This window comes from Halopseudomonas pachastrellae (assembly GCF_900114765.1).
GTDB classification, from domain to species: domain Bacteria; phylum Pseudomonadota; class Gammaproteobacteria; order Pseudomonadales; family Pseudomonadaceae; genus Halopseudomonas; species Halopseudomonas pachastrellae.
Genome location: NZ_FOUD01000011.1, coordinates 64,717 through 84,574, shown reverse-complemented (window position 1 = coordinate 84,574; position 19,858 = coordinate 64,717). Strand labels below are relative to the sequence as shown.

The window sequence follows — 19,858 nt, the reverse complement described above, 5'->3', positions numbered from 1 at the left end:
CCCGCCTGCCGGGCGCGCTGCCAGCTCCACTCGCCGTTCTGCCGACCGCACCAATAGTGGCCCTTTGATTTCACTGTATACTGTGACTGCTCCCGCCGAGATGTTGGCAGCGGGAACGGGCAGGCGTTCCAAACCGTCTAGAATGCATACAGGTCCAGCGGAAAACAGAACAATCATGATCGTCTACAGCAACATGCGCTTTCTGGTAGTGGATGACTTCAGCGACTTCCGCTCATCGGTCAAGGGCATGCTCGGGCAAATGGCCGCCCAGCACATCGATATTGCCGCCAACGGCGAGGAAGCTCTCAGCCTCTGCCGCAAAACCCGATATGACGTCATCCTGCACGACTACAACCTCGGTCAGGGCAAGAACGGGCAGCAGGTGCTCGAAGAGCTGCACCATGAAAAGCTGATCAGCCCCCACTGCATATTCGTCATGGTCACGGCCGAAAGCAGCCAGGCAATGGTCATGGCCGCGCTTGAGTTTGAACCCGACGCCTATCTGACCAAGCCTTTCAACCGCGCCAGCCTGCAACAGCGACTGGACAAGCTGGTCGAGCGCAAAAGTCTGCTGGCGCCCATCCTCGATGCCCTGGCACGCGAGGATCAGCGCGCGGTCGTCAGCGCCTGTGACGCGCTGCTGCAACGTGATCCGCGTCTGGCGCCGCTGTGTCAGCGCTACAAGGCCAACGCACTGGCTGCACTGCAGCAGCATGAGCCGCTGGAACAACTGCTGCAGGGCATCCTGGCGCAACGGCCGTTGCCCTGGGCCTTGATGAAGCTGGCCGACCATCTGCTGCAACGCGGCCAGCTGGATCAGGCCGAAGCGCTCTACGAACAAGGCATCGAGCAGTTTCCGATGCTGCCGGCAGCCTTTGACGGGCTGGCCCGAGTCAAGCTGGCACGCGGCGAGACCCTCAAGGCACAGGTGTTCCTCGAACAGGCGGTAAAAATTTCGCCCAACAACCCGCAGCGCCAGGCCGAGCTCGGGCGCGTCGCCCGCAGCAACGAGGACCCGGAGCGCGCCGTGCGCGCTTACCGTCAGGCCGTGACCCTGGGCCGCCACTCTGCCTTTCGCAATCCCGAACACCATCTCAGCCTGGCCGACAGCCTCAAGGTGCAAAGTGGCGATACCGCACCCAACCCGCGCGTGCAGGTCGAGATTCGCCAGACCCTGGAGGACCTGACCCGCAGCTGGAAGGACGATCAGGGCCTGGGCGCGCGCGCCGATCTGCTGCAGGCCGACGTTATGCGCCGCAGCGGCAAGCAGGCCGAGGCCGACCAGCTGCTGCGCAGCGCCACCGACAAGCTGGCCAATCTGGAGACCTTCTTCAGTGCCGACACCGCGCTCGCCGTTGCCGAACAACTGCGCGAGCTGGGCTGCGCTGAGCAGTCCGATCAGTTGCTCGGCACCTGCGCTGAAATGTACGGCGATGACCCGGCAGTGATGGCCGGCATTGCCGCGCAAACCAGCAACCCCGGCATTCTGCATGGTGGCGAAGAAGCCGCAGCGCGCAACCGTGAAGGCATGCGCAGCTACCAGCAGCAACAGTACCCCGCTGCGCTGGAGGCCTTCCGCGAGGCGCTGTCACTGCAGCCCCGCAACATCAGTTACGCCCTCAACACCGCCCAATCGCTGCTGCGCCTGCTGCTGACTGCACCCGACGACGCACTGCTGACCGAGTGTCGGGCGTGCCTGGCGCAGGTCCGCAGCCTGCCAATCAGCGACCCCCGCCACGAGCGCTACCGCAAGCTGCTGGAACGGGTCGATTCGCTGTGAGCGAGCAAAAGGACGACGAGCAGCTGGACTTTTCTACGGTCATCGCCTCAACCGTGCATGACATGAAAAACTCCCTTGGCCTGCTGATGCAGTCCTACGGACAACTGATCGCGCACCTGCCGCCCACCGCCGACAGCGCCGCCGAGCGCGGTGTGATCGAGTACGAGTCCATGCGCCTGAACGGCATGCTGGTGCAGATGCTCGGGCTGTACAAGCTGGACGTCAATCAGCTGCCGCTGCGTCCCAGCTATCTGGAGCTGGATGACTTTCTGCAGGCCCAGCTGGCACGCCATGACGACATCCTGCGGGCGCGTTCCATTCAGGGCAGCTATGAGGTAGCCGAGGACGGACTGATGGGCTTTTTTGACGGCGAGCTGGTCGGCTCGGTGGTCGGCAATGTGATCAACAATGCCATCCGCTACACCCGCTCGGCCATCCACCTGGCCGCGCGCATGGATGGCGACCAACTGCTGATCACTATCAGCGACGATGGCGCGGGCTACCCGCAGGCCATGCTCGACGGGCAATCAGACTACGTGCTGGGTATCAACATGAGCACCGGCAGCACCGGGCTGGGGCTGTATTTCGGCCAGCGCATTGCTCACCTGCATCGTCGCAACGGCGTCACCGGGCGCATTGCCCTGAGTAATCAGGGTGTGCTCGGTGGCGGCGAATTCCGTATCTGGCTGCCCTGAGCATGCCGGCCTCAAGGACGCCTGCCCAACGGCGCACTGAACGATGATCTGGCTATGGCGTGCACTGGCCTCGCTCTGTGTTGCGCTGGGCGCCATTGGCGTCGTGGTGCCGGGTCTGCCTACCACTCCCTTTCTGCTGGTGGCCGCCTGGGCTGGCGCGCGCGGCTGGCCTGCACTTGAGGCGAGGCTGCTGGCGCACCCCAAGTACGGCCCGCTGATCCACGACTGGCGCAGCCGTCGGGCGGTACCACGGCGCGCCAAATGGGCGGCCAGCCTGGTAATGACCAGCAGCGTGCTGGCGCTCTGGCTGGTGCCCACGCCAGGCTGGTTGCGCATCGGCCTGCCGCTGTTTCTGCTCTGCGTGGCCTGCTGGCTCTGGACTCGCCCCGAGCCAACACCGTAAGGGCGTTAGCGCGGCATCATGCGCACGCCGTCCAGCTCGCTGAGTGGCTGCGGGCGGCCCAGGTGATAGCCCTGCGCATAGTCCACACCCAGTTCGCGCAACTGCTCCAGAATCGCTTCGCTCTCGACAAACTCGGCGACCGTCTGCAAGCCCATCTCGTGGCCAATGGTGTTGATTGACGCCACCATGGCGCGGGCGATCGGGTCGCTGGCGATGTCCTTGACGAACACCCCGTCAATCTTCAGATAGTCCACCGGCAGCGACTTAAGGTAGGCAAAGGACGACAGGCCCGAGCCAAAGTCGTCCAGCGCAAACTGGCAGCCAATGTCCCGCAAACCGCGCATGAACTCCACCGCCTTGCCCAGGTTGGATACCGCGCTGGATTCGGTGATTTCAAAGCACACATGACTGGTGGGCACCTGGTGCCGCTCCAGCACCTCCAGGACAAAGTCGAGAAAGCCTTCCTCACCCAGCGACGCCGCCGACAGGTTGATCGAGTAGTTACCAAGCGGGCCGCTGCAACGGCGGTTGTAATCGCCCAGCCAGGCGAGGAAGTTGCCCACTACCCAGCGGTCAATCGCCGAGGCCAGATCGTAGCGCTCGGCGGCCGGCATGAAGGCGCCGGGCGGAATCACCTGCCCGTCGTTACCCAGCAGCCGCACCAGCACCTCGTAGCCGGGCTGACTGTCGCGCTCGCTGATCGGATAGATTGGCTGCACGTATAGACGCAGCAGGTCGGCATCCAGCGCCTGGCGCAGGCGGTTGACCCACTGCATCTCGCCGCGCCGCTCCTGCATCTGGGCATCGTCGGTCTGATACAGATGAATACGGTTGCGCCCGGCATCCTTGGCCGCATAACAGGCGCTGTCTGCCGCGCTGAGCAACACGTCGAGGCTGAGCATCTGCGCCTCCACCGGCACCAGGCCAATGCTCACGCCAACGGCAAAGGTCTTGCCCTCCCAGCTGAAGCGATACTCCTCCACCAGCGTGCGAATACCCTCGACAATCGGGACCGCCTCTTCCAGCGTGCAGCCGCTCAGCAGCAGACCAAACTCGTCGCCACCCAAACGCGCCAGCACATCGGAGCTGCGAATATGCGACTGGAACAGCTTGGCCAACTGACGCAGCAGTTCGTCACCGGCCGCGTGTCCGCAGGTGTCGTTGACGATCTTGAACTGGTCCAGATCCATGTAGCAGAGCACCTGCTCCCCGCCGCTGCTCTCATGGCGCTGCAGCGCGTGGGCAACCCGGCGCTCGAACTCCTTACGGTTGACCAGCCCGGTCAGGGTGTCGTGGGCCGCCTGGTGGGACAGCTCACGCGCCAGCCGGCGGTTGGCGGTGACATCGCGGAAGGTCAGCACCGCGCCAATGATGTGCCCTTCGGCATCACGAATCGGCGCCACCGCGTCCTGCACCGTGACTTCGCTGCCGTCACGCCGGCGCAGCTGCGACATGCTGCCCGGTTGCCGGCTGAGTGCCTGCCGGTAGCGCCGCAGCATGGCGCTGACCGGGTTAAGCAGGCCCTCGCCGGTGACCTCATCAAAAAGACAATAGATCTCGTCGAGGGGCCGGTCACTGGCCTCCTCCTCGCTCCAGCCGGTGAGTTGTTCAGCGACCGGGTTGAGGTAGCGCACCCGCGCATCGGGCCCGGTGGTAATCACGCCGTCGCCTATCGAGGCCAGCGTAACCTGCGCCAGCATCTTCTCCTGAAACAGCTGCTGCTCGATGCGCCGGCGCTCGGTGATATCGCGAATCAGACAGGTGTAATGCTCGTCCTCCAGCGCCCCCTGACTGACCGTCAGCTCGGCCACAAACTGGTCGTGCTCGTTACGGCTGAACAGCACTTCCTGCTTGGTCTCACTGCCCGCCTCCGGCAGCGGCAACCCGGCCCAGTTGCGCTCAGCCACCAGCCGGTCCAGCGGCTGACCAATCAGTAGCCCGGCCGGCAGCCCGAACAGACGCTCGGCGCCCGGGTTGCAGGTGGCCAGCACACCTTCGCGGTTGCAGGTGACCACGCCATCGCGAATGTCACGGATGATGCTCTGGGTGACCCCCACCGCCCGCCGCAGGGCATGGATCACCTTGTTGTACTGGGCGGCAATCTGACCGACCTCGGTAAAGGGCTCGACCGGCACATCGCGCTCAAAGCGGCCATCGCGCTGGTGCGCAGCCATTGCCTCCAGCAACTCGATCAACTCGGTACGCGCGCCGTGCTCGGATACGTTCAGGCCGGCCACCTCGTCCTCAGGTGTGACCCGCATCGGCCAGAAGCGGTTGATCAGGCGCAGCAACAGCCAGGTGACGCCAAAGGCCCAGAGCCCGGCAACCACCACGCCCTCGAGCTGCGCGACAAACTGCTGGGTGCGGCTCAGGCCCGTGCCCAGCGTCTCAAGATTGGCGAACAACGCGACTGCCAGGGTGCCCCAGATGCCACTGGCCAAGTGCACCGGCACCGCGCCAACGGCATCGTCGATACGCAGGTGATTCAGCAGGCGGTCGGCCAGGTACATCACCACCGCGCCAACCAGGCCGACGAAGAACGCCGCCGGCGCATCCATCACATGGGCGCCTGCGGTAATGGCGACCATGCCGGCAATCATGCCGTTGAGCGGGTAGACCGGGTCCACCAGACGCCAGCGCCACCAGGACATGAACATCCCGCCCAGGGTGCCGGCCATGGCCGCCAGCACCGTATTGGCGATGATGCCCGGCACCCGGCCGTCAAAGCTCAGAGTGCTGCCACCGTTAAAGCCGAACCAGCCAAACATCAGCATCAGCGCGCCGAGCATTGCCAGCGGCAGGTTGGAGCCGGGCATGCTGCGCCCATCGCGGTCCTGATCGAAACGCCCCTGGCGCGGGCCGAGAATCAGAATCACCGCCAGCGCCACCCAACCGCCAACACCGTGGACCACGGTGGAGCCGGCAAAATCGACAAAGCCGCGCGCAGCCAACCAACCCAGACCGTCAGCAAACACACCACCCCAGGCCCAATGGCCGAATAGCGGGTAGATCAGCCCGGCAATCAGCAACGCCACCAGCAAGTAGGAAGCAAACCGCATGCGCTCTGCGGCGGCGCCGGACACGATGGTGGCCGCCGTGGTGCAGAACATTGCCTGAAAGAGAAAGAAAGCCGAATGCCAGGTATCGGTAAAGGGCAACATGGAGAAGCCTTCGCCGTACCAGCCACCGGCGCTGCCACCAAACATCAGGCCAAAGCCGAACAGCCAGTAGCAGAACACCGCAAGGCTGAGATCGGCCATGTTTTTCACGGCCACGTTAATCGCGTTCTTACTGCGGGTCAGGCCCGACTCAAGACAGAGAAAGCCAATCTGCATGTTGAACACCAGACCAGCACACAAGACCAACCACAGAACATCGATCATCGAGATGGGCATAGGCGATACCTGTTCCATTTGGAAACTGGCACTTTGATAGCGCGACAGAACAGCCAGCGCACCAGAGCAGTGCAGCCACTGAGCAGGAATAGGCAGCCTGGCTCAGGATAGTGCAGAACAATGCAGTTTCTGTACCAAAAGTCGTCGAATTGGTCAGAATGTGTCGCCAGAACGGCGAAAGGGGGGAGAGTCAGAATCGGCCGCCGAACGGCAGCCGAGGCTCTGTCCCGGGCGCGCGAGGGCGCCCGGAACAGGCAGGCAGTGCAAGATCAGTCGGCGATGTGAACCAGCTGCTTGCCGAAGTTCTTGCCCTTGAGCATGCCTTTGAATGCCTCAACGGCGTTGTCCAGGCCTTCGGCTACGGTTTCGCTGTACTTCAGCTTGCCGGAAGCCACCTGCTCAGCCAGCAGCGCGGTGATCTCCTGGTGCTTGTCCTGCCACTCGGTGACCAGGAAGAAGCGATGTTCCGGCTTGGGATCAAGCGCGCCGAAGATGTGGAAAGGAGTTTCGACCTTGCTCTGGTCTTCCGCGTTGTAGGCCGATACATAACCACAGATCGGCACACGGGCACCCGGGTTGAGCAGCTTGGCAACGGCCTTGGCAACGTCGCCGCCCACGTTCTCAAAGTACACATCGATACCGTTCGGGCAGGCAGCCGCCAGATCGGCGTCCAGGTTACCGGCCTTGTAATCGATGCAGGCATCAAAACCCAGCTCCTCGACCACATAGCGGCACTTCTCGGGGCCACCGGCGATACCGACCACGCGGCAGCCTTCCTGCTTGGCAGTCTGACCCACCACGGTACCCACCGGGCCGGAAGCCGCAGCAACAACCACGGTCTCGCCAGCCTTGGGCTTGCCGACGTACATCAGGCCGCAGTAACCCGTGCGACCCGGCATGCCCGCCACACCCAGGTAGGTTTGCAGCGGCACGCCCTGATCCTTGATCTTGTAGACCATCTCGGCGTTGCCCGGAATGATGCAGTACTCCTGCCAGCCGGAGTAGACAGTAACCACATCGCCCACCTGATAGTTGTCGGACTTCGACTCGACAACCCGGCCAACGCTCTCACCGACAATCGGCGCGCCGATTTCGATCGGGTCCATGTAGCCCTTGCTGTCGTTCATACGCGGACGCATGTAGGGGTCCAGCGACAGCCACAGAGTCTTGATCAGTACTTCGCCGTCTTTCAGATCACGTACCGGCTCTTCTTTGAGAACCAGATCGCCATCCTGGATTTCACCCTGCGGGCGTTTGTTGAGTACGACTTTACGGTTGCTATAAGCAGACATCAGATGCCTCTCGTTTGAATTGGTGAATGAGCGGAAACACCGCGAACTCCCGGATCATAAACGAACATCGCCAGCGACCCGCGCGAACTCGCCTACTATTCACGCACTTGATCGCACGCCAATCCGCAGGCCGAAACACACTCAGCCCAGCTCGCTGATCTGCAGCGGACCGCCCTGACTGATCACCCGGTTGCGGCCATAGGCCTTGCCCCGGTATAGACGCTGGTCGGCCCGACGATAGAGGCTCTCGGCATCCAGCGCATCCGTGGGCCAATGCGCCACGCCAAAGGTCGCGGTGATACGCAGCTCCTGCTTGTCGCCCCAGCACAGCGGCGTCTGCTGCAACTGACTGCAGAGCACCTGCACCAGTTGCTCGCCAGCCTGCGCATCGGTGCTACGCAGCAGCAGGCCGAATTCCTCACCACCCAGGCGGCCGATCACATCGGTCTTGCGCAGGCGGCGCTGCAGTACTTTACACAGGTGGCGCAGGGCACGGTCACCCACCTCATGCCCCCAACCATCGTTGACCTGCTTGAAGTGATCGACATCCAGCAACACCAGGGCAAACCCGTCACCACTGCGCTGGCCCTGCTCGATGCACTGCTCAAACAGCTGTTGGAAGCGGCCGCGGTTGTAGACCCCGGTCAGCGCGTCGGTTTCAGCGAGGCGCTCCAGGGTCTGCTGGGCATTGGCCCGGCGTACTTCATAGAAGTGCACGAACAACAGGATCATCAACCCGCAGATCACCGCGTTGCCCAGATCGATCAGCCCGTGCGCTGTCTGCAGGTCGGCGTAACGAGTGATGTACAGCACCACCGCCAGCAGCATGAAGGGCAAGGACAGCAACAGGCCCGCCTTGCCGCCCAACAGCAGGTAGGCAAGCATCGGCACCATATAGACCCAGACAAAGGCCGTAGCAGAGGCCGCCGGCATCAGCATGATGTAGATCTGGAAGCAGAAGGTAGGCAGCAGATAGGCGTAGATCCAGGGCGTCAGCCAACGCACCCGGCGCAGGTACCAGGCCGACCAGATCAGCAGGCTGCCCACGGCGATCTCCAGCCAGGCCAGCAGGGTATTGTCGTTGTCGAACTGCAGCAGGGCGAAGCCCCACAGCAGGGCTCCGGTAGACACAAAGATCAGCTGCAGCAGCGAGCGGCGCGCCTGCTGGCCCAGGCCGTTACCGGCCGCCTCGTCCATTGGGAACTTCCCGTTCACGTTGTCTGCCTCTCCTTGCTCGCACCCGCTAACCGCGGAGTATAGCCGCCGCCAGCTAGTCCGCGTAGCTCTCCAGCAGGTGCTGATCCTTCAGGCGCACATAGTTGGCCGCCGAGTAGGTGAAGAACTCGCGCTCCTTGTCGGTCAGCGCACGCACCTGTTTGGCCGGGCTGCCCATGTACAGGTAGCCGCTCTCCAAGATTCTATTGGCCGGCACCAGTGAGCCAGCGCCAATGATCACCTCGTCCTCGACCACCGCACCATCCATGACGATGCTGCCCATGCCCACCAGCACCCGATCGCCAATGCTGCAGCCGTGCAGCAGCACCTTGTGGCCGATGGTGACGTCATCACCGATGGTCAGCGGGTAGCCGTCAGGGTTAAAGGGGCCGGCATGGGTAATATGCAGCACGCTGCCGTCCTGCACGCTGGTGCGGTCGCCAATACGGATACGGTGCATATCGCCGCGAATGATCGCGCCGGGCCACACCGAGCAGTCGTCACCCAGCTCCACATCGCCCAGCACCACGGCCGAGGGGTCAACAAAAACCCGGTCACCGAGTACCGGCTGCCAGTCCCTGAATCCACGCACGTTCATTGCTTCACCCTTGAATTATCAGGCTATCGCCGTCATTGAGAGTTTCTAACACAGTCGCGATGCCAAGCGCGCCCGAGTTGATTACCATGGGCGCATTGTAAGTCATCGATCGAATCAGGATACCCGCCATGCCCAATCCGCTGCTGCAACCCTACGATCTGCCACCCTTTGCCGAGATCCGCGCCGAGCACGTCAAACCGGCCATCGAGCAGATTCTGGCCGACAACCGCGCACAGCTTGATGCGCTGCTGGCCAACCCGCCGGCGCAGTGGACCTGGGCCAACCTGATCGAGCCGCAGGATGACATGGGCGAGCGCCTTGGCCGCGCCTGGTCGCCGGTCAGCCACCTCAACGCGGTGATGAACAGCCCCGAGCTGCGCGAAGCCTACGAGAGCTGTCTGCCGCTGCTGAGCCAGTACTACACCGAGATGGGGCAAAACCAGGCGCTGTTCGACGCCTATCAGCAACTGGCCGACAGCGACGAATTTGCCAAGCTGGACACCGCCCAGCAGACCATCCTTGAACATGCGTTGCGTGACTTCAAACTGTCCGGCATCGCCCTGCCGCCCGAGCAGCAAAAGCGCTATGGCGAGCTGCAAATGCGCCTGTCCGAGCTGCAGAGCACCTTCTCCAATCAGGTACTGGATGCAACCCAGGCCTGGACCAAACATATTACCGATGCCGCCCAACTCGACGGCCTGCCCGAATCTGCGCTGGCGCAGGCCAAACAGGCTGCCGAAGCCCGTGAGCTGGACGGCTGGCTGATCACGCTGGAATTCCCCAGCTATTTCCCGGTGATGACCTACGCCAGCGACCGCGCCCTGCGTCAGGAGGTCTACACCGCCTTCTGCACTCGCGCATCGGATCAGGGCCCGAACGCCGGTCAGTTCGACAACGGCCCTATCATCGACGAGATTCTGGTCTTGCGACAGGAGCTGGCCGAACTGCTGGGTTTTGCCAACTACGCCGAGCTGTCACTGGCGACCAAGATGGCCGAAAGCACCGATCAGGTACTGGGCTTCCTGCGCGATCTGGGCGAGCGCAGCAAACCCTTCGCCCAACAGGATCTGGCCGCACTGAAAGCCTTTGCCGCCGAGCAGGGCTGCGACGACCTGCAGCCCTGGGACGTCGGCTTTTACAGCGAGCAACTGCGCCAGCAGCGCTATGCCATCTCGCAAGAAATGCTGCGCCCCTACTTCCCGGTCGATACCGTGATCAACGGCATGTTCTCCATCGTACAGAAGCTGTACGGCATCGAGCTGCGTGAAGTCGCCGAGTTCGAGCGCTGGCACAAGGACGCCCGCCTGTTCGAAGTGATCGAGCAGGGCGAAGTCATCGGCCGTTTCTTCCTTGATCTATACGCCCGCGCCAACAAGCGCGGCGGCGCCTGGATGGACGGCTGCCGGGACCGCCGCCTGCTGCCGGACGGCGCACTGCAGCGCCCGATTGCCTATCTGGTCTGCAACTTCACTCCCGCCGTTGGCGGCAAGCCGGCGCTGCTGACCTACGATGAGGTCACCACCCTGTTCCACGAGTTTGGCCACGGCCTGCACCACCTGCTGACCCGGGTGAACTACGCCTCCGCCAGCGGCATCAACGGCGTGGCCTGGGATGCGGTCGAGCTGCCGAGCCAGTTCATGGAAAACTGGTGCTGGGAGCCGGACGGTCTGGCGCTGATTTCCAGCCATTATGAAACCGGCGAGCCGCTGCCGCAGGACCTGCTGGACAAGATGCTGGCAGCCAAGAACTTCCAGTCAGGCCTCGGCATGCTGCGCCAGATCGAGTTCTCGTTGTTCGACTTTGAACTGCACGTACGCAAGCAGCCGGAGCTGAGCGCACAACAGGTGCTGGATCAGGTGCGCGAAGAAATTGCGGTCATCAAGGTGCCGTCCTTCAACCGCTTCCAGAATGGCTTCAGCCACATCTTCGCTGGCGGTTACGCAGCGGGCTACTACAGCTACAAGTGGGCAGAAGTGCTGTCGGCCGATGCCTTCTCGCGCTTTGAGGAAGAGGGCGTGCTGAACGCCGAGACGGGCCGCGCCTTCCGCGACAACATCCTTGCCCGTGGCGGCAGCGAGGCGCCAATGGCGCTGTTCGTCGCCTTCCGCGGTCGCGAGCCGTCAATTGATCCGCTGCTGCGCCACAGTGGCCTGACAGGAGAGGCAGCGTGAGCGGGCCGGTCAAACGCTTTATCGCCGGCGCAGTCTGCCCGGCGTGCAGCGCCATGGATACCATCAAGATGTACGAGGTAGAGGGCGTGCCGCACCGCGAGTGCGTGCAGTGCGGCTATACCGATACGTTGGATGCGCGTGGTAACTCGGTACCCAAGGAGCTGGGTACCCGGGTCAATGAGGTACGCAAGGCGCCGAAAAAGCCCACCAGCCAGACCGTGCAGTTCTTCCCTAACCCGCGCCTGAAAAAGAAAGACTGAGGCTGGCGGCGCCGCCTGATCAGACTGCGCCGCGCAGCTCTATATCCACACCCAACTGCTGCGACATGCACGGCCACTGCGCCCACAGACGCTGCACGCTGGCCGTGTCCAGCTGCGCGCGATAAGCCTGAAACTCCGCTGACTGGAACAGATCTTCGGGCAACAGCCCGGCTACCGCCTCCTCGACCGCCGCATCCAGCCGATTGGCAAAGGGCTCGCCCAGCAGATGATGCACAATCACATTGGCGCGGGTGGTATCCATCGGAATAAGGGATTCACCACCGTGCGACACATAGCGGTCATTCACCTCTTCAACCAGGCGATGGGAAAGATAGGCTTCGTCCAGCAGACTTACCAGCCCCTGATGCTCAGCCGGCAGATCAGGCGGCTGCAGAAAGAACGCCTCGGCCACCTTCAATACCGGCAACATGCGCGGCTTGAGCTGCGCTGACTCGGCAACCGCCGCAGCGGCTTCCAGCACCTCGGGTACCTCTTCGATATAGGCAGTGGCAAAGCGCTGCAGATGACCAACCGGGTCCTCATGCAGGCGAATGGAAGGGTGTAGATCCGCAATGCGGGTCTGCAGCCAGGCTTGCATCCCCTCACGCGAATCACTCTGCGCCGTTGCCTCGGCAATACGGCGTTTCAGCCCAGCGATGTTCATACTCAAGCTCCACAACGGCGAACGGAGGCTGCCTGCGAGCAGCATCACTTTGACATTATTTTAAAGCGAAAAACCTAGCAGAGGGGATCGAATGCGTCAAAGTGCCTCACGGCGAGCCACCAGATCAAATTGTAATAAGGCCGCCGCACACCCCGCCAAGATTTCTCCGCGACAACATTGCGCCCCCCCGACCCCTGTCTATACTCCAGATGACTGGTGGCCTGTGGGGGAAGTGCTGGCCGGGGGATAAAACGCCGCGTAGAACGCGCTGTATGTCCTGCGGTAAGCGGGCTGCTGAACAAGTCGGCAAGAGCATGACAGCCGATTTTTCAGCGTCCTGCCTGGGTGTCTGCGCAGTGTGATACCCCCTCCGTTTCGTGCACCGGGAGCGATAAAAACAATAAAGGGGGACCGGGAATGTTGCGAGCAGCAATCACCTGGCCGGTTGGACTGTCCCTGTCTGTGCTCGGCGCCCATGCGAGTGCCGAGTGGGGCGTCAACATGCGCCGGGGCGTCACCGAAGTCAGTCAATCCGTATTTGACCTGCACATGACCATTTTCTGGATCTGCGTGGTCATCGGCATCCTAGTGTTTGGAGTGATGTTCTGGTCGATGCTGATGCATCGCAAATCCGAGGACAGCAAACCAGCCACCTTCCACGAACACCTTGGCGTGGAAATTCTCTGGACGGTGATCCCGCTGGCGATTCTCATCGTCATGGCCATTCCGGCCACCAAAACCCTGATCGACATCTACGACGCCGACGAGGCGGACATCGATATCCTGGTCACCGGCTACCAGTGGCGCTGGCAGTACCAGTACGTGGGTGAAGGCGTGAGCTTCTTCAGCAGCATGTCGACCCCGCGCGATGAAATCGGCAACGTCAGCGACAAGAACCCCAACTACCTGCTCGAAGTGGACAACCCGCTGGTCATTCCGGTTGGCAAGAAGGTCCGCTTCCTGGTGACCGCTGCCGACGTGATCCACTCCTGGTGGGTGCCGGATTTTGCAGTCAAGAAGGACGCCATCCCCGGCTTTATCAACGAAGCCTGGACCCGCGTAGAAGAGCCCGGCATCTACCGCGGCCAATGCACCGAACTGTGCGGCAAGGATCACGGCTTCATGCCGGTGGTGGTCGAAGTGCTGCCCCAGGATGAATACGACGCCTGGATGGCCGAGCAGAAAGAGGCCGCCGCCAAAGAGGCTGAACTGCGCGAGAAGGAGTGGACGCTCGAGGAACTCGTCGAGCGCGGCGAAAAGGTTTACGCCTCCGCCTGCGCATCCTGTCACCAGCCCACCGGCGAAGGCCTGCCGCCGATGTTCCCGGCGCTCAAGGGCAGCGCCATCGTCACCGAGGATATGGCCCAGCACCTGGATATCGTGCTCAACGGCGTACCGGGCACGGCCATGGCTGCGTTCGGCAAGCAACTGTCGGAAGTCGACGTTGCCGCCGTCATAACCTTCGAGCGCAACGCCTGGGGCAACGACACCGGCGAAATGCTGGCGCCCGTCGACGTGCTGAACGCCAAAGAAGGCCAATAGGAGACCTGTCATGAGTGCTGTGATCGATACCCATCACCACGACCATGCCCACGGTCCGGCCAAGGGCCTGATGCGCTGGGTGCTCACCACCAACCACAAGGACATCGGCTCGATGTACCTGTGGTTCAGCTTTGCCATGTTCCTGCTCGGCGGCTCGATGGCCATGGTCATCCGTGCCGAGTTGTTCCAGCCCGGCCTGCAACTGGTGCAGCCCGAGTTCTTCAACCAGATGACCACCACCCACGGCCTGATCATGGTCTTCGGGGCGGTCATGCCGGCGTTCGTCGGCCTGGCCAACTGGATGATCCCGCTGATGGTGGGCGCACCGGACATGGCGCTGCCGCGCATGAACAACTTCAGCTTCTGGCTGCTGCCAATGGCCTTCGGGCTGCTGGTCTCGACGCTGTTCATGGAAGGCGGCGGGCCCAACTTCGGCTGGACCTTCTACGCGCCGCTGTCGACTACCTACGCACCACCCAGCGTCACCTTTTTCATCTTTGCCATTCACCTGGCCGGCATCAGCTCGATTATGGGCGCGATCAACATCATCGCCACCATTCTCAACCTGCGCGCCCCCGGCATGACGCTGATGAAAATGCCACTGTTCGTCTGGACCTGGCTGATCACCGCCTTCCTGCTGATTGCGGTAATGCCGGTATTGGCCGGCGTGGTGACCATGATGCTGATGGACATTCACTTCGGTACCAGCTTCTTCAACGCCGCCGGTGGCGGTGACCCGGTGATGTTCCAGCATATTTTCTGGTTCTTCGGGCACCCCGAGGTGTACATCATGATCCTGCCGGCCTTTGGTGCGGTCAGCCAGATCATTCCGGCCTTCAGCCGCAAGCCACTGTTCGGCTACACCTCGATGGTGTACGCCACCGGCGCCATCGCCTTCCTGTCGTTCATCGTCTGGGCGCACCACATGTTCACCGTCGGCATCCCGATTACCGGCGAACTGTTCTTCATGTACGCGACCATGCTGATTGCCGTACCCACCGGGGTGAAGGTGTTCAACTGGGTCAGCACCATGTTCCGCGGTGCACTGACCTTCGAAGCGCCCATGCTGTTCGCCGTGGCCTTTGTAATTCTGTTCACCATCGGCGGCTTTTCCGGCCTGATGCTGGCGATTGCCCCGGCCGACTTCCAGTACCACGACACCTACTTTGTGGTCGCCCACTTCCACTACGTGCTGGTGCCGGGTGCGATCTTCGGCATCTTTGCCTCGGCCTACTACTGGCTGCCAAAGTGGACCGGCCACATGTATGACGAAACACTGGCCAAGACCCATTTCTGGATGAGCTTCATCGGTATGAACCTCGCGTTCTTCCCGATGCACTTTGTCGGGCTGGCGGGGATGCCGCGGCGCATTCCGGATTACAACGTGATGTTCGCCAACTTCAACATGGTCTCCTCGGTTGGCGCCTTCATGTTCGGTGTTACCCAGTTGCTGTTCCTGTTTATCGTCATCAAGTGCATCCGGGGCGGTAAGAAGGCTGCGGCCAACCCCTGGGATGGCGCCGAGGGGCTGGAGTGGACCGTGCCCTCACCTGCGCCCTACCACACTTTCTCGACACCCCCAGAGGTGAAGTGAGCGGAGGCTGCCGCAATGAGCGAGACACAGACCAATCGCCGCCTGGTAGGCAAACTGGTACTGACGGTATTCGGCATGTTCTGCTTCGGCTTTCTGATGGTGCCGCTGTATGACGTGATGTGCGATGCGCTGGGCATCAACGGCAAGACCAGCGGCACCGCCTACCAGCAGGAGGTCGAGCAGATCGACAACAGCCGCACCCTGCGGGTGCAGTTTGTTGCGACCCGCGCCGAAGGCATGAGCTGGGATTTTGGCCCCGAGGCCGAACAGCTCAGCCTGCACCCGGGCGAAACCCGCGAGATGCTGTTTCTGGCCCATAACCCGACCGACCGGCCAATGGTGGCGCAGGCGATTCCCAGCGTGTCGCCGGCCATTGCCGCTGCCTACTTCCACAAGACCGAGTGTTTCTGCTTTACCCAGCAGGTGCTGCAGCCGGGGGAAAGCGTCGAGATGCCGGTGCGTTTCATTGTTGATCCGGCGGTGCCGGCACAGGTCAAGCATCTGACCCTGGCCTACACCCTGTTTGATGTATCGGAGCGAATGCCTGACAAGCTGGCCGCCGCCCAGGCGCAGGCCCACTGAGCACGATTGCCGTATAAGGAGAACAACAGATGGCCAATCATCAGACCTACTATGTGCCGGCCCAGAGCAAGTGGCCGATCATTGCCTCGATAGCCCTGCTGCTGCTGGTGTTTGGCGGCGGCAGCATGATCAATGGCGACAGCGCCGGAGCCGGCAGCGGCCTGGGCCGCTGGCTGTTCTTTGCCGGCGCCCTGATGACCGCCTGGATGATGTTCGGCTGGTTCAGCAACGTGGTCAAAGAGAGCCACGAGGGCCTCTACAGCCCGCAAATGGATCGCTCCTTCCGTATGGGCATGGGCTGGTTCATCTTCTCGGAAGTGATGTTCTTTGCCGCCTTTTTCGGTGCGCTGTTTTACGTGCGCACCTTTGCCGGCCCGTGGCTGGGCGGCGAGGGCGACAAGGGCCTGGCCAACATGCTCTGGCCAGACTTCACCTACCAGTGGCCGCTGATGGTCAACCCGGATCCAAAGACCTTCCCGGGGCCAAGCGAGGTCATCAGCGCCTGGCAACTGCCGCTGATCAACACCCTGCTGCTGATCTCCTCCAGTGTCACCGTCACCTTTGCCCATCACGCTCTGCGCAAAGACAAACGCGGTGCCACCAAGGCCTGGCTGGGCCTGACCGTTGCGCTGGGTACCGTCTTTCTGGTGCTGCAGGCGCTGGAGTATCAACACGCCTATCACGACCTCGGGCTGACCCTGAATTCCGGCATCTACGGCGCAACCTTCTTCATGCTCACCGGCTTCCACGGCGCCCACGTGACCATGGGCACGCTGATTCTGGCGATCATGCTGATCCGTATCGCCAAGGGCCACTTCACCCCCCAGCAGCACTTCGGCTTTGAAGCCGCCAGCTGGTACTGGCACTTCGTGGACGTGGTCTGGGTTGGGCTGTTTATCTTCGTCTACATATTCTGAGCGGCGGCCATGATGTGTGCCGAGTCAATGCAACCAGGGCGCGTGCCAGGTCAGCTGGCCCGCCCAGAAGCCCCAGGCAATCAGCGCCATCAGCAGCACTGTCAGGCCGATGCGCACACTCAATGCCGATACCAGGCGGCCGCGCCCGTCCGTGTCTTTCATCAAAAAGAACAAGCCGCTGAACAGGCTGATCAGTATCAGCGCCAGCAAGATCACGATGACCAGCTTGAGCCACATGGCCGCCCCCTGATTGTTGTTATGGTCGGCCTGAGTATAGCCGGAGCAGCCCGTGCTGCTGTCTGAGGCCGTGGAACACCGCCGCCGCTTTGCGCCTGGCTGGCCACTCTGGGTGTTTACCCTGAGTCTGCTGCCGCTGTTGCTCGGTCTCGGCACCTGGCAACTGCAACGCGCCGAGCAAAAGCAGCAGCTGCAAGCCGATATCGACGCCCTGGCGCAGGCACCGGCCAAGACGCTGGCGCAACTCGGCACGCAGGCTCCTGCCGACTGGCAGCCGCTCAGCCTGCAGGGCCAACTCGACCCACACCACATCTGGTTGCTGGACAACCGCACCCGCAACGGACAGGCCGGCGTAGAGGTACTGCAGGCCTTTCACGCAGATAACGGCGCCTGGCTGATCCTCAATCGCGGCTGGCTACCCTGGCCGGACCGGCGCCAGCCGCCACACATCAGCACGCCGCCGGGCAGGCTGCAGCTGCAGGCAGAAAAGCTGCCCGCCAGCAGCGCCGGCTGGCGGCCGGGCAGACGCGCCTGCGACGCGGATCAACGCAGTTGCGTGGTCGCTCAGCTGGATCTGGATGCCCTGCGCGCGCAATCAGCGCTGCCGCTGCTGGACTGGAGCGCCCGCCTGACCAATATCGGCAGCGCGGCACTGACGCTGGACTGGCCAGCGCTGCCCATGAGTGCCAGCCGGCATACCGGCTACGCGGTGCAGTGGTTCAGCCTGGCGGCGGCACTGCTCGCGCTGTTTCTCTGGGCCGGTTTTCGGCCTCAATAGCACGTCGATCTCGGGGGAATAACAATGATGAGCCTGACCGAATCCGAACAACGCCCGTCGCGCCCACGGGGCCAGCTCAAGCTGCTGGCCATCATCGCCGTGGTGGTGGGGCCTATTGCCCTGGCGGCGCTGATGGCGCAGCTGGATATTGGCCTGCCGGAAGGCCACGCCAACAAGTCCGCGCTGGTAGAGCCCGCGATCCAGACCAGCGACTGGCAGCTCGCTGAAGACCCGGTCGGCTATGGCGCGCCATGGCGCCTGCTGGTTACCCATACCGGCGCGTGCGAGCGCCAGTGCATGGCGCTGGTCCACGAGGCGCGACAGATCAACGTAGCGGTCGGTCGCGAAGCCGAGCGCGTGACCCATGTGCTGGCGTCACCGGTGGCCCTGCGCGCCGACGAGGTGGCCGCGCTGGAGGCACAGTTTCCGCGCCTGGAGCGCACCACCTTTGACAGCAACGCCTACCTGAAAAGCCTGCAGACCCAGCCCGACAGCTGGCTGATCGGCCCGCAGCTGTGGCTGGTCGACCCGCTGGGCCGCGTGGTACTGCATCACAGTGCCAGCCAGCCGGGCAAAGACCTGCTGGATGACCTCAAACGTCTGCTGAAACTCTCCAAGGTGGGCTGAGCCATGCGCAAACCCGGCTATACACTCGCTCTGGCAGCGCTGGTGCTCTGCTTTGTAGTGGTCATTCTCGGCGCCTACACACGCCTGGTGCACGCCGGCCTTGGCTGCCCGGACTGGCCCGGCTGCTATGGCTTTCTTACCGTGCCGCAAAGTGATCATGCGCTGGAGGCGGCGCAGCTGCGCTTTCCGGATGACCCGGTAGAAGCCTTCAAGGCCTGGGCCGAGATGATTCACCGCTACGCAGCCGGCGCCCTTGGCCTGGTCATCCTGACCCTGGCAGTAATCGGCATCAGCCAACGCCGCAACCCCGACTATCCCACCGGCCTCAGCCTTGGCCTGCTGGCCCTGGTGGTCTGTCAGGCCCTGTTTGGCATGTGGACCGTGACCCTCAAGCTCTGGCCGCAAGTGGTCACCGCGCACCTGCTGGGCGGCTTCACCACCCTGAGTCTGCTATTGCTGCTGGTGCTGCGGCTGTCCGGTCGCCTGCCCGCCCTGACGCCATCGCGCGCACTGGCGCGCCTGCGTACCCTGGCCAAGGTGACGATGGCGGTGGTGATTGTGCAGATCATGCTCGGCGGCTGGACCAGTACCAATTACGCGGCGGTGGCCTGTATCGACTTGCCCACTTGCCACGGTGAGTGGTGGCCGGAGATGGACTTTCACACCGGCTTCAATCTGCTGCATCAGGAGATAGGGCCGAATTACCTGGGCGGCATGCTCGAGGGGCCCGGCCGCACCGCGATCCACTTCACCCACCGCCTTGGCGCGCTGGTCACCACCTTGGTGGTACTGCTGCTGAGCTGGCAGCTCTGGCGGGCGCGCCTGCGCGGACTCGCTGCGCTGCTGAGTCTGGCGCTGGCCGCACAAGTCAGCCTGGGCATCACCAACGTGCTGGCCGCTCTGCCGCTGGCCGTTGCCGTCGCCCACAACGGGATGGCCGCGTTACTGCTGCTGTGTACGGTGTCGGTTGCCTACCGCCTGCGCGCACCGGCTCCGGCGCGGGTGCGGCTGGTTGCCAAACCACGATCCAAACTGGCGGGCCCACTACTTGGCAACCATACTGCGAGAACAACAACACAGGTGCGCTAAACGCACCGACAGGGGGACG

General features: G+C 62.8%; 18 protein-coding genes. 12 read left to right on the top strand and 6 right to left on the bottom strand.

What is annotated here, in order from left to right:
* Positions 1-175: 175 nt before the first annotated feature.
* The 3 genes from BM116_RS10200 (at position 176) to BM116_RS10190 (ending at position 2,878) form a co-directional block, all read left to right on the top strand.
* A complete protein-coding gene (locus BM116_RS10200) occupies positions 176-1,780 on the top strand; it encodes a response regulator (RefSeq protein WP_083725613.1) in 1,605 nt (534 codons plus the stop codon).
* 62 nt (positions 1,781-1,842) lie between these two features.
* A complete protein-coding gene (locus BM116_RS10195; RefSeq protein ID WP_083725701.1) occupies positions 1,843-2,475 on the top strand; it encodes a sensor histidine kinase in 633 nt (210 codons plus the stop codon).
* A gap of 43 nt (positions 2,476-2,518) precedes the next feature.
* A complete protein-coding gene (locus BM116_RS10190) occupies positions 2,519-2,878 on the top strand; it encodes a YbaN family protein (protein WP_083725615.1) in 360 nt (119 codons plus the stop codon).
* A gap of 5 nt (positions 2,879-2,883) precedes the next feature.
* On the opposite strand, the gene amt is transcribed toward BM116_RS10190, so the two are convergent.
* The 4 genes from amt to BM116_RS10170 all read right to left on the bottom strand — a co-directional run bounded on the left by amt (position 2,884) and on the right by BM116_RS10170 (position 9,378).
* Positions 2,884-6,273, bottom strand: coding sequence for an ammonium transporter (amt, locus tag BM116_RS10185; protein ID WP_083725617.1), 3,390 nt, complete (start codon positions 6,271-6,273; stop codon positions 2,884-2,886).
* A gap of 269 nt (positions 6,274-6,542) precedes the next feature.
* Complete coding sequence (locus tag BM116_RS10180; protein ID WP_083725619.1) at positions 6,543-7,565, bottom strand: NADP-dependent oxidoreductase; 1,023 nt, start codon at positions 7,563-7,565, stop codon at positions 6,543-6,545.
* Positions 7,566-7,706: 141 nt separating this feature from the next.
* Positions 7,707-8,780, bottom strand: coding sequence for a GGDEF domain-containing protein (locus BM116_RS10175; RefSeq protein ID WP_235846736.1), 1,074 nt, complete (start codon positions 8,778-8,780; stop codon positions 7,707-7,709).
* A 55-nt stretch (positions 8,781-8,835) separates the two neighbouring features.
* Entirely contained in the window at positions 8,836-9,378 is a 543-nt protein-coding gene (locus tag BM116_RS10170) for a gamma carbonic anhydrase family protein (protein ID WP_083725623.1), read from the bottom strand.
* 128 nt (positions 9,379-9,506) lie between these two features.
* Between BM116_RS10170 and prlC the strand changes: the two genes are divergently transcribed.
* Both prlC and BM116_RS10160 read left to right on the top strand, forming a co-directional pair.
* Positions 9,507-11,549, top strand: a complete 2,043-nt coding sequence (gene prlC / locus BM116_RS10165) for an oligopeptidase A (protein WP_083725625.1) — start codon at positions 9,507-9,509, stop codon at positions 11,547-11,549.
* Positions 11,546-11,809, top strand: coding sequence for a YheV family putative zinc ribbon protein (locus BM116_RS10160; RefSeq protein ID WP_083725627.1), 264 nt, complete (start codon positions 11,546-11,548; stop codon positions 11,807-11,809). Before prlC ends, BM116_RS10160 begins: the two co-directional genes overlap by 4 nt.
* Positions 11,810-11,828: 19 nt before the next feature.
* Here the strand turns inward: BM116_RS10160 and BM116_RS10155 are convergent, their stop codons facing one another.
* A complete protein-coding gene (locus BM116_RS10155) occupies positions 11,829-12,473 on the bottom strand; it encodes a hypothetical protein (RefSeq protein ID WP_083725629.1) in 645 nt (214 codons plus the stop codon).
* A 417-nt stretch (positions 12,474-12,890) separates the two neighbouring features.
* Here BM116_RS10155 and coxB point away from each other — a divergent pair, with 417 nt between their 5' ends.
* Genes coxB through BM116_RS10135 form a run of 4 tightly spaced genes read left to right on the top strand, consistent with a single transcriptional unit; the run spans position 12,891 to position 17,108 of the window.
* Positions 12,891-14,015: a cytochrome c oxidase subunit II gene (gene coxB, locus BM116_RS10150; protein WP_083725631.1), complete on the top strand. Its 1,125-nt coding sequence runs from the start codon at positions 12,891-12,893 to the stop codon at positions 14,013-14,015.
* 10 nt (positions 14,016-14,025) lie between these two features.
* Positions 14,026-15,609: a cytochrome c oxidase subunit I gene (ctaD, locus tag BM116_RS10145; RefSeq protein WP_083725633.1), complete on the top strand. Its 1,584-nt coding sequence runs from the start codon at positions 14,026-14,028 to the stop codon at positions 15,607-15,609.
* A 15-nt stretch (positions 15,610-15,624) separates the two neighbouring features.
* Positions 15,625-16,191 carry a cytochrome c oxidase assembly protein gene (locus BM116_RS10140; protein ID WP_083725635.1) on the top strand — a complete coding sequence of 189 codons (567 nt, stop codon included), beginning with the start codon at positions 15,625-15,627 and terminating at the stop codon, positions 16,189-16,191.
* 29 nt (positions 16,192-16,220) lie between these two features.
* Positions 16,221-17,108 carry a cytochrome c oxidase subunit 3 gene (locus BM116_RS10135; RefSeq protein WP_083725637.1) on the top strand — a complete coding sequence of 296 codons (888 nt, stop codon included), beginning with the start codon at positions 16,221-16,223 and terminating at the stop codon, positions 17,106-17,108.
* Between the two features lie 24 nt (positions 17,109-17,132).
* Here the strand turns inward: BM116_RS10135 and BM116_RS10130 are convergent, their stop codons facing one another.
* Positions 17,133-17,345, bottom strand: a complete 213-nt coding sequence (locus BM116_RS10130) for a twin transmembrane helix small protein (RefSeq protein WP_083725639.1) — start codon at positions 17,343-17,345, stop codon at positions 17,133-17,135.
* A 52-nt stretch (positions 17,346-17,397) separates the two neighbouring features.
* On the opposite strand from BM116_RS10130, the gene BM116_RS10125 reads away from it, so the two are divergent.
* From BM116_RS10125 to BM116_RS10115, 3 genes are read left to right on the top strand one after another with little or no spacing between them, the layout of a single operon-like run.
* The gene (locus BM116_RS10125) at positions 17,398-18,123 is read left to right on the top strand and encodes an SURF1 family protein (protein WP_083725641.1); all 726 of its coding nucleotides are present in this window, start codon (positions 17,398-17,400) and stop codon (positions 18,121-18,123) included.
* Positions 18,124-18,150: 27 nt separating this feature from the next.
* Positions 18,151-18,750: a redox-active disulfide-containing membrane protein gene (locus BM116_RS10120; RefSeq protein ID WP_139056956.1), complete on the top strand. Its 600-nt coding sequence runs from the start codon at positions 18,151-18,153 to the stop codon at positions 18,748-18,750.
* Positions 18,751-18,753: 3 nt separating this feature from the next.
* The gene (locus tag BM116_RS10115) at positions 18,754-19,839 is read left to right on the top strand and encodes a COX15/CtaA family protein (protein ID WP_083725645.1); all 1,086 of its coding nucleotides are present in this window, start codon (positions 18,754-18,756) and stop codon (positions 19,837-19,839) included.
* The last annotated feature ends 19 nt before the right edge of the window (positions 19,840-19,858 follow it).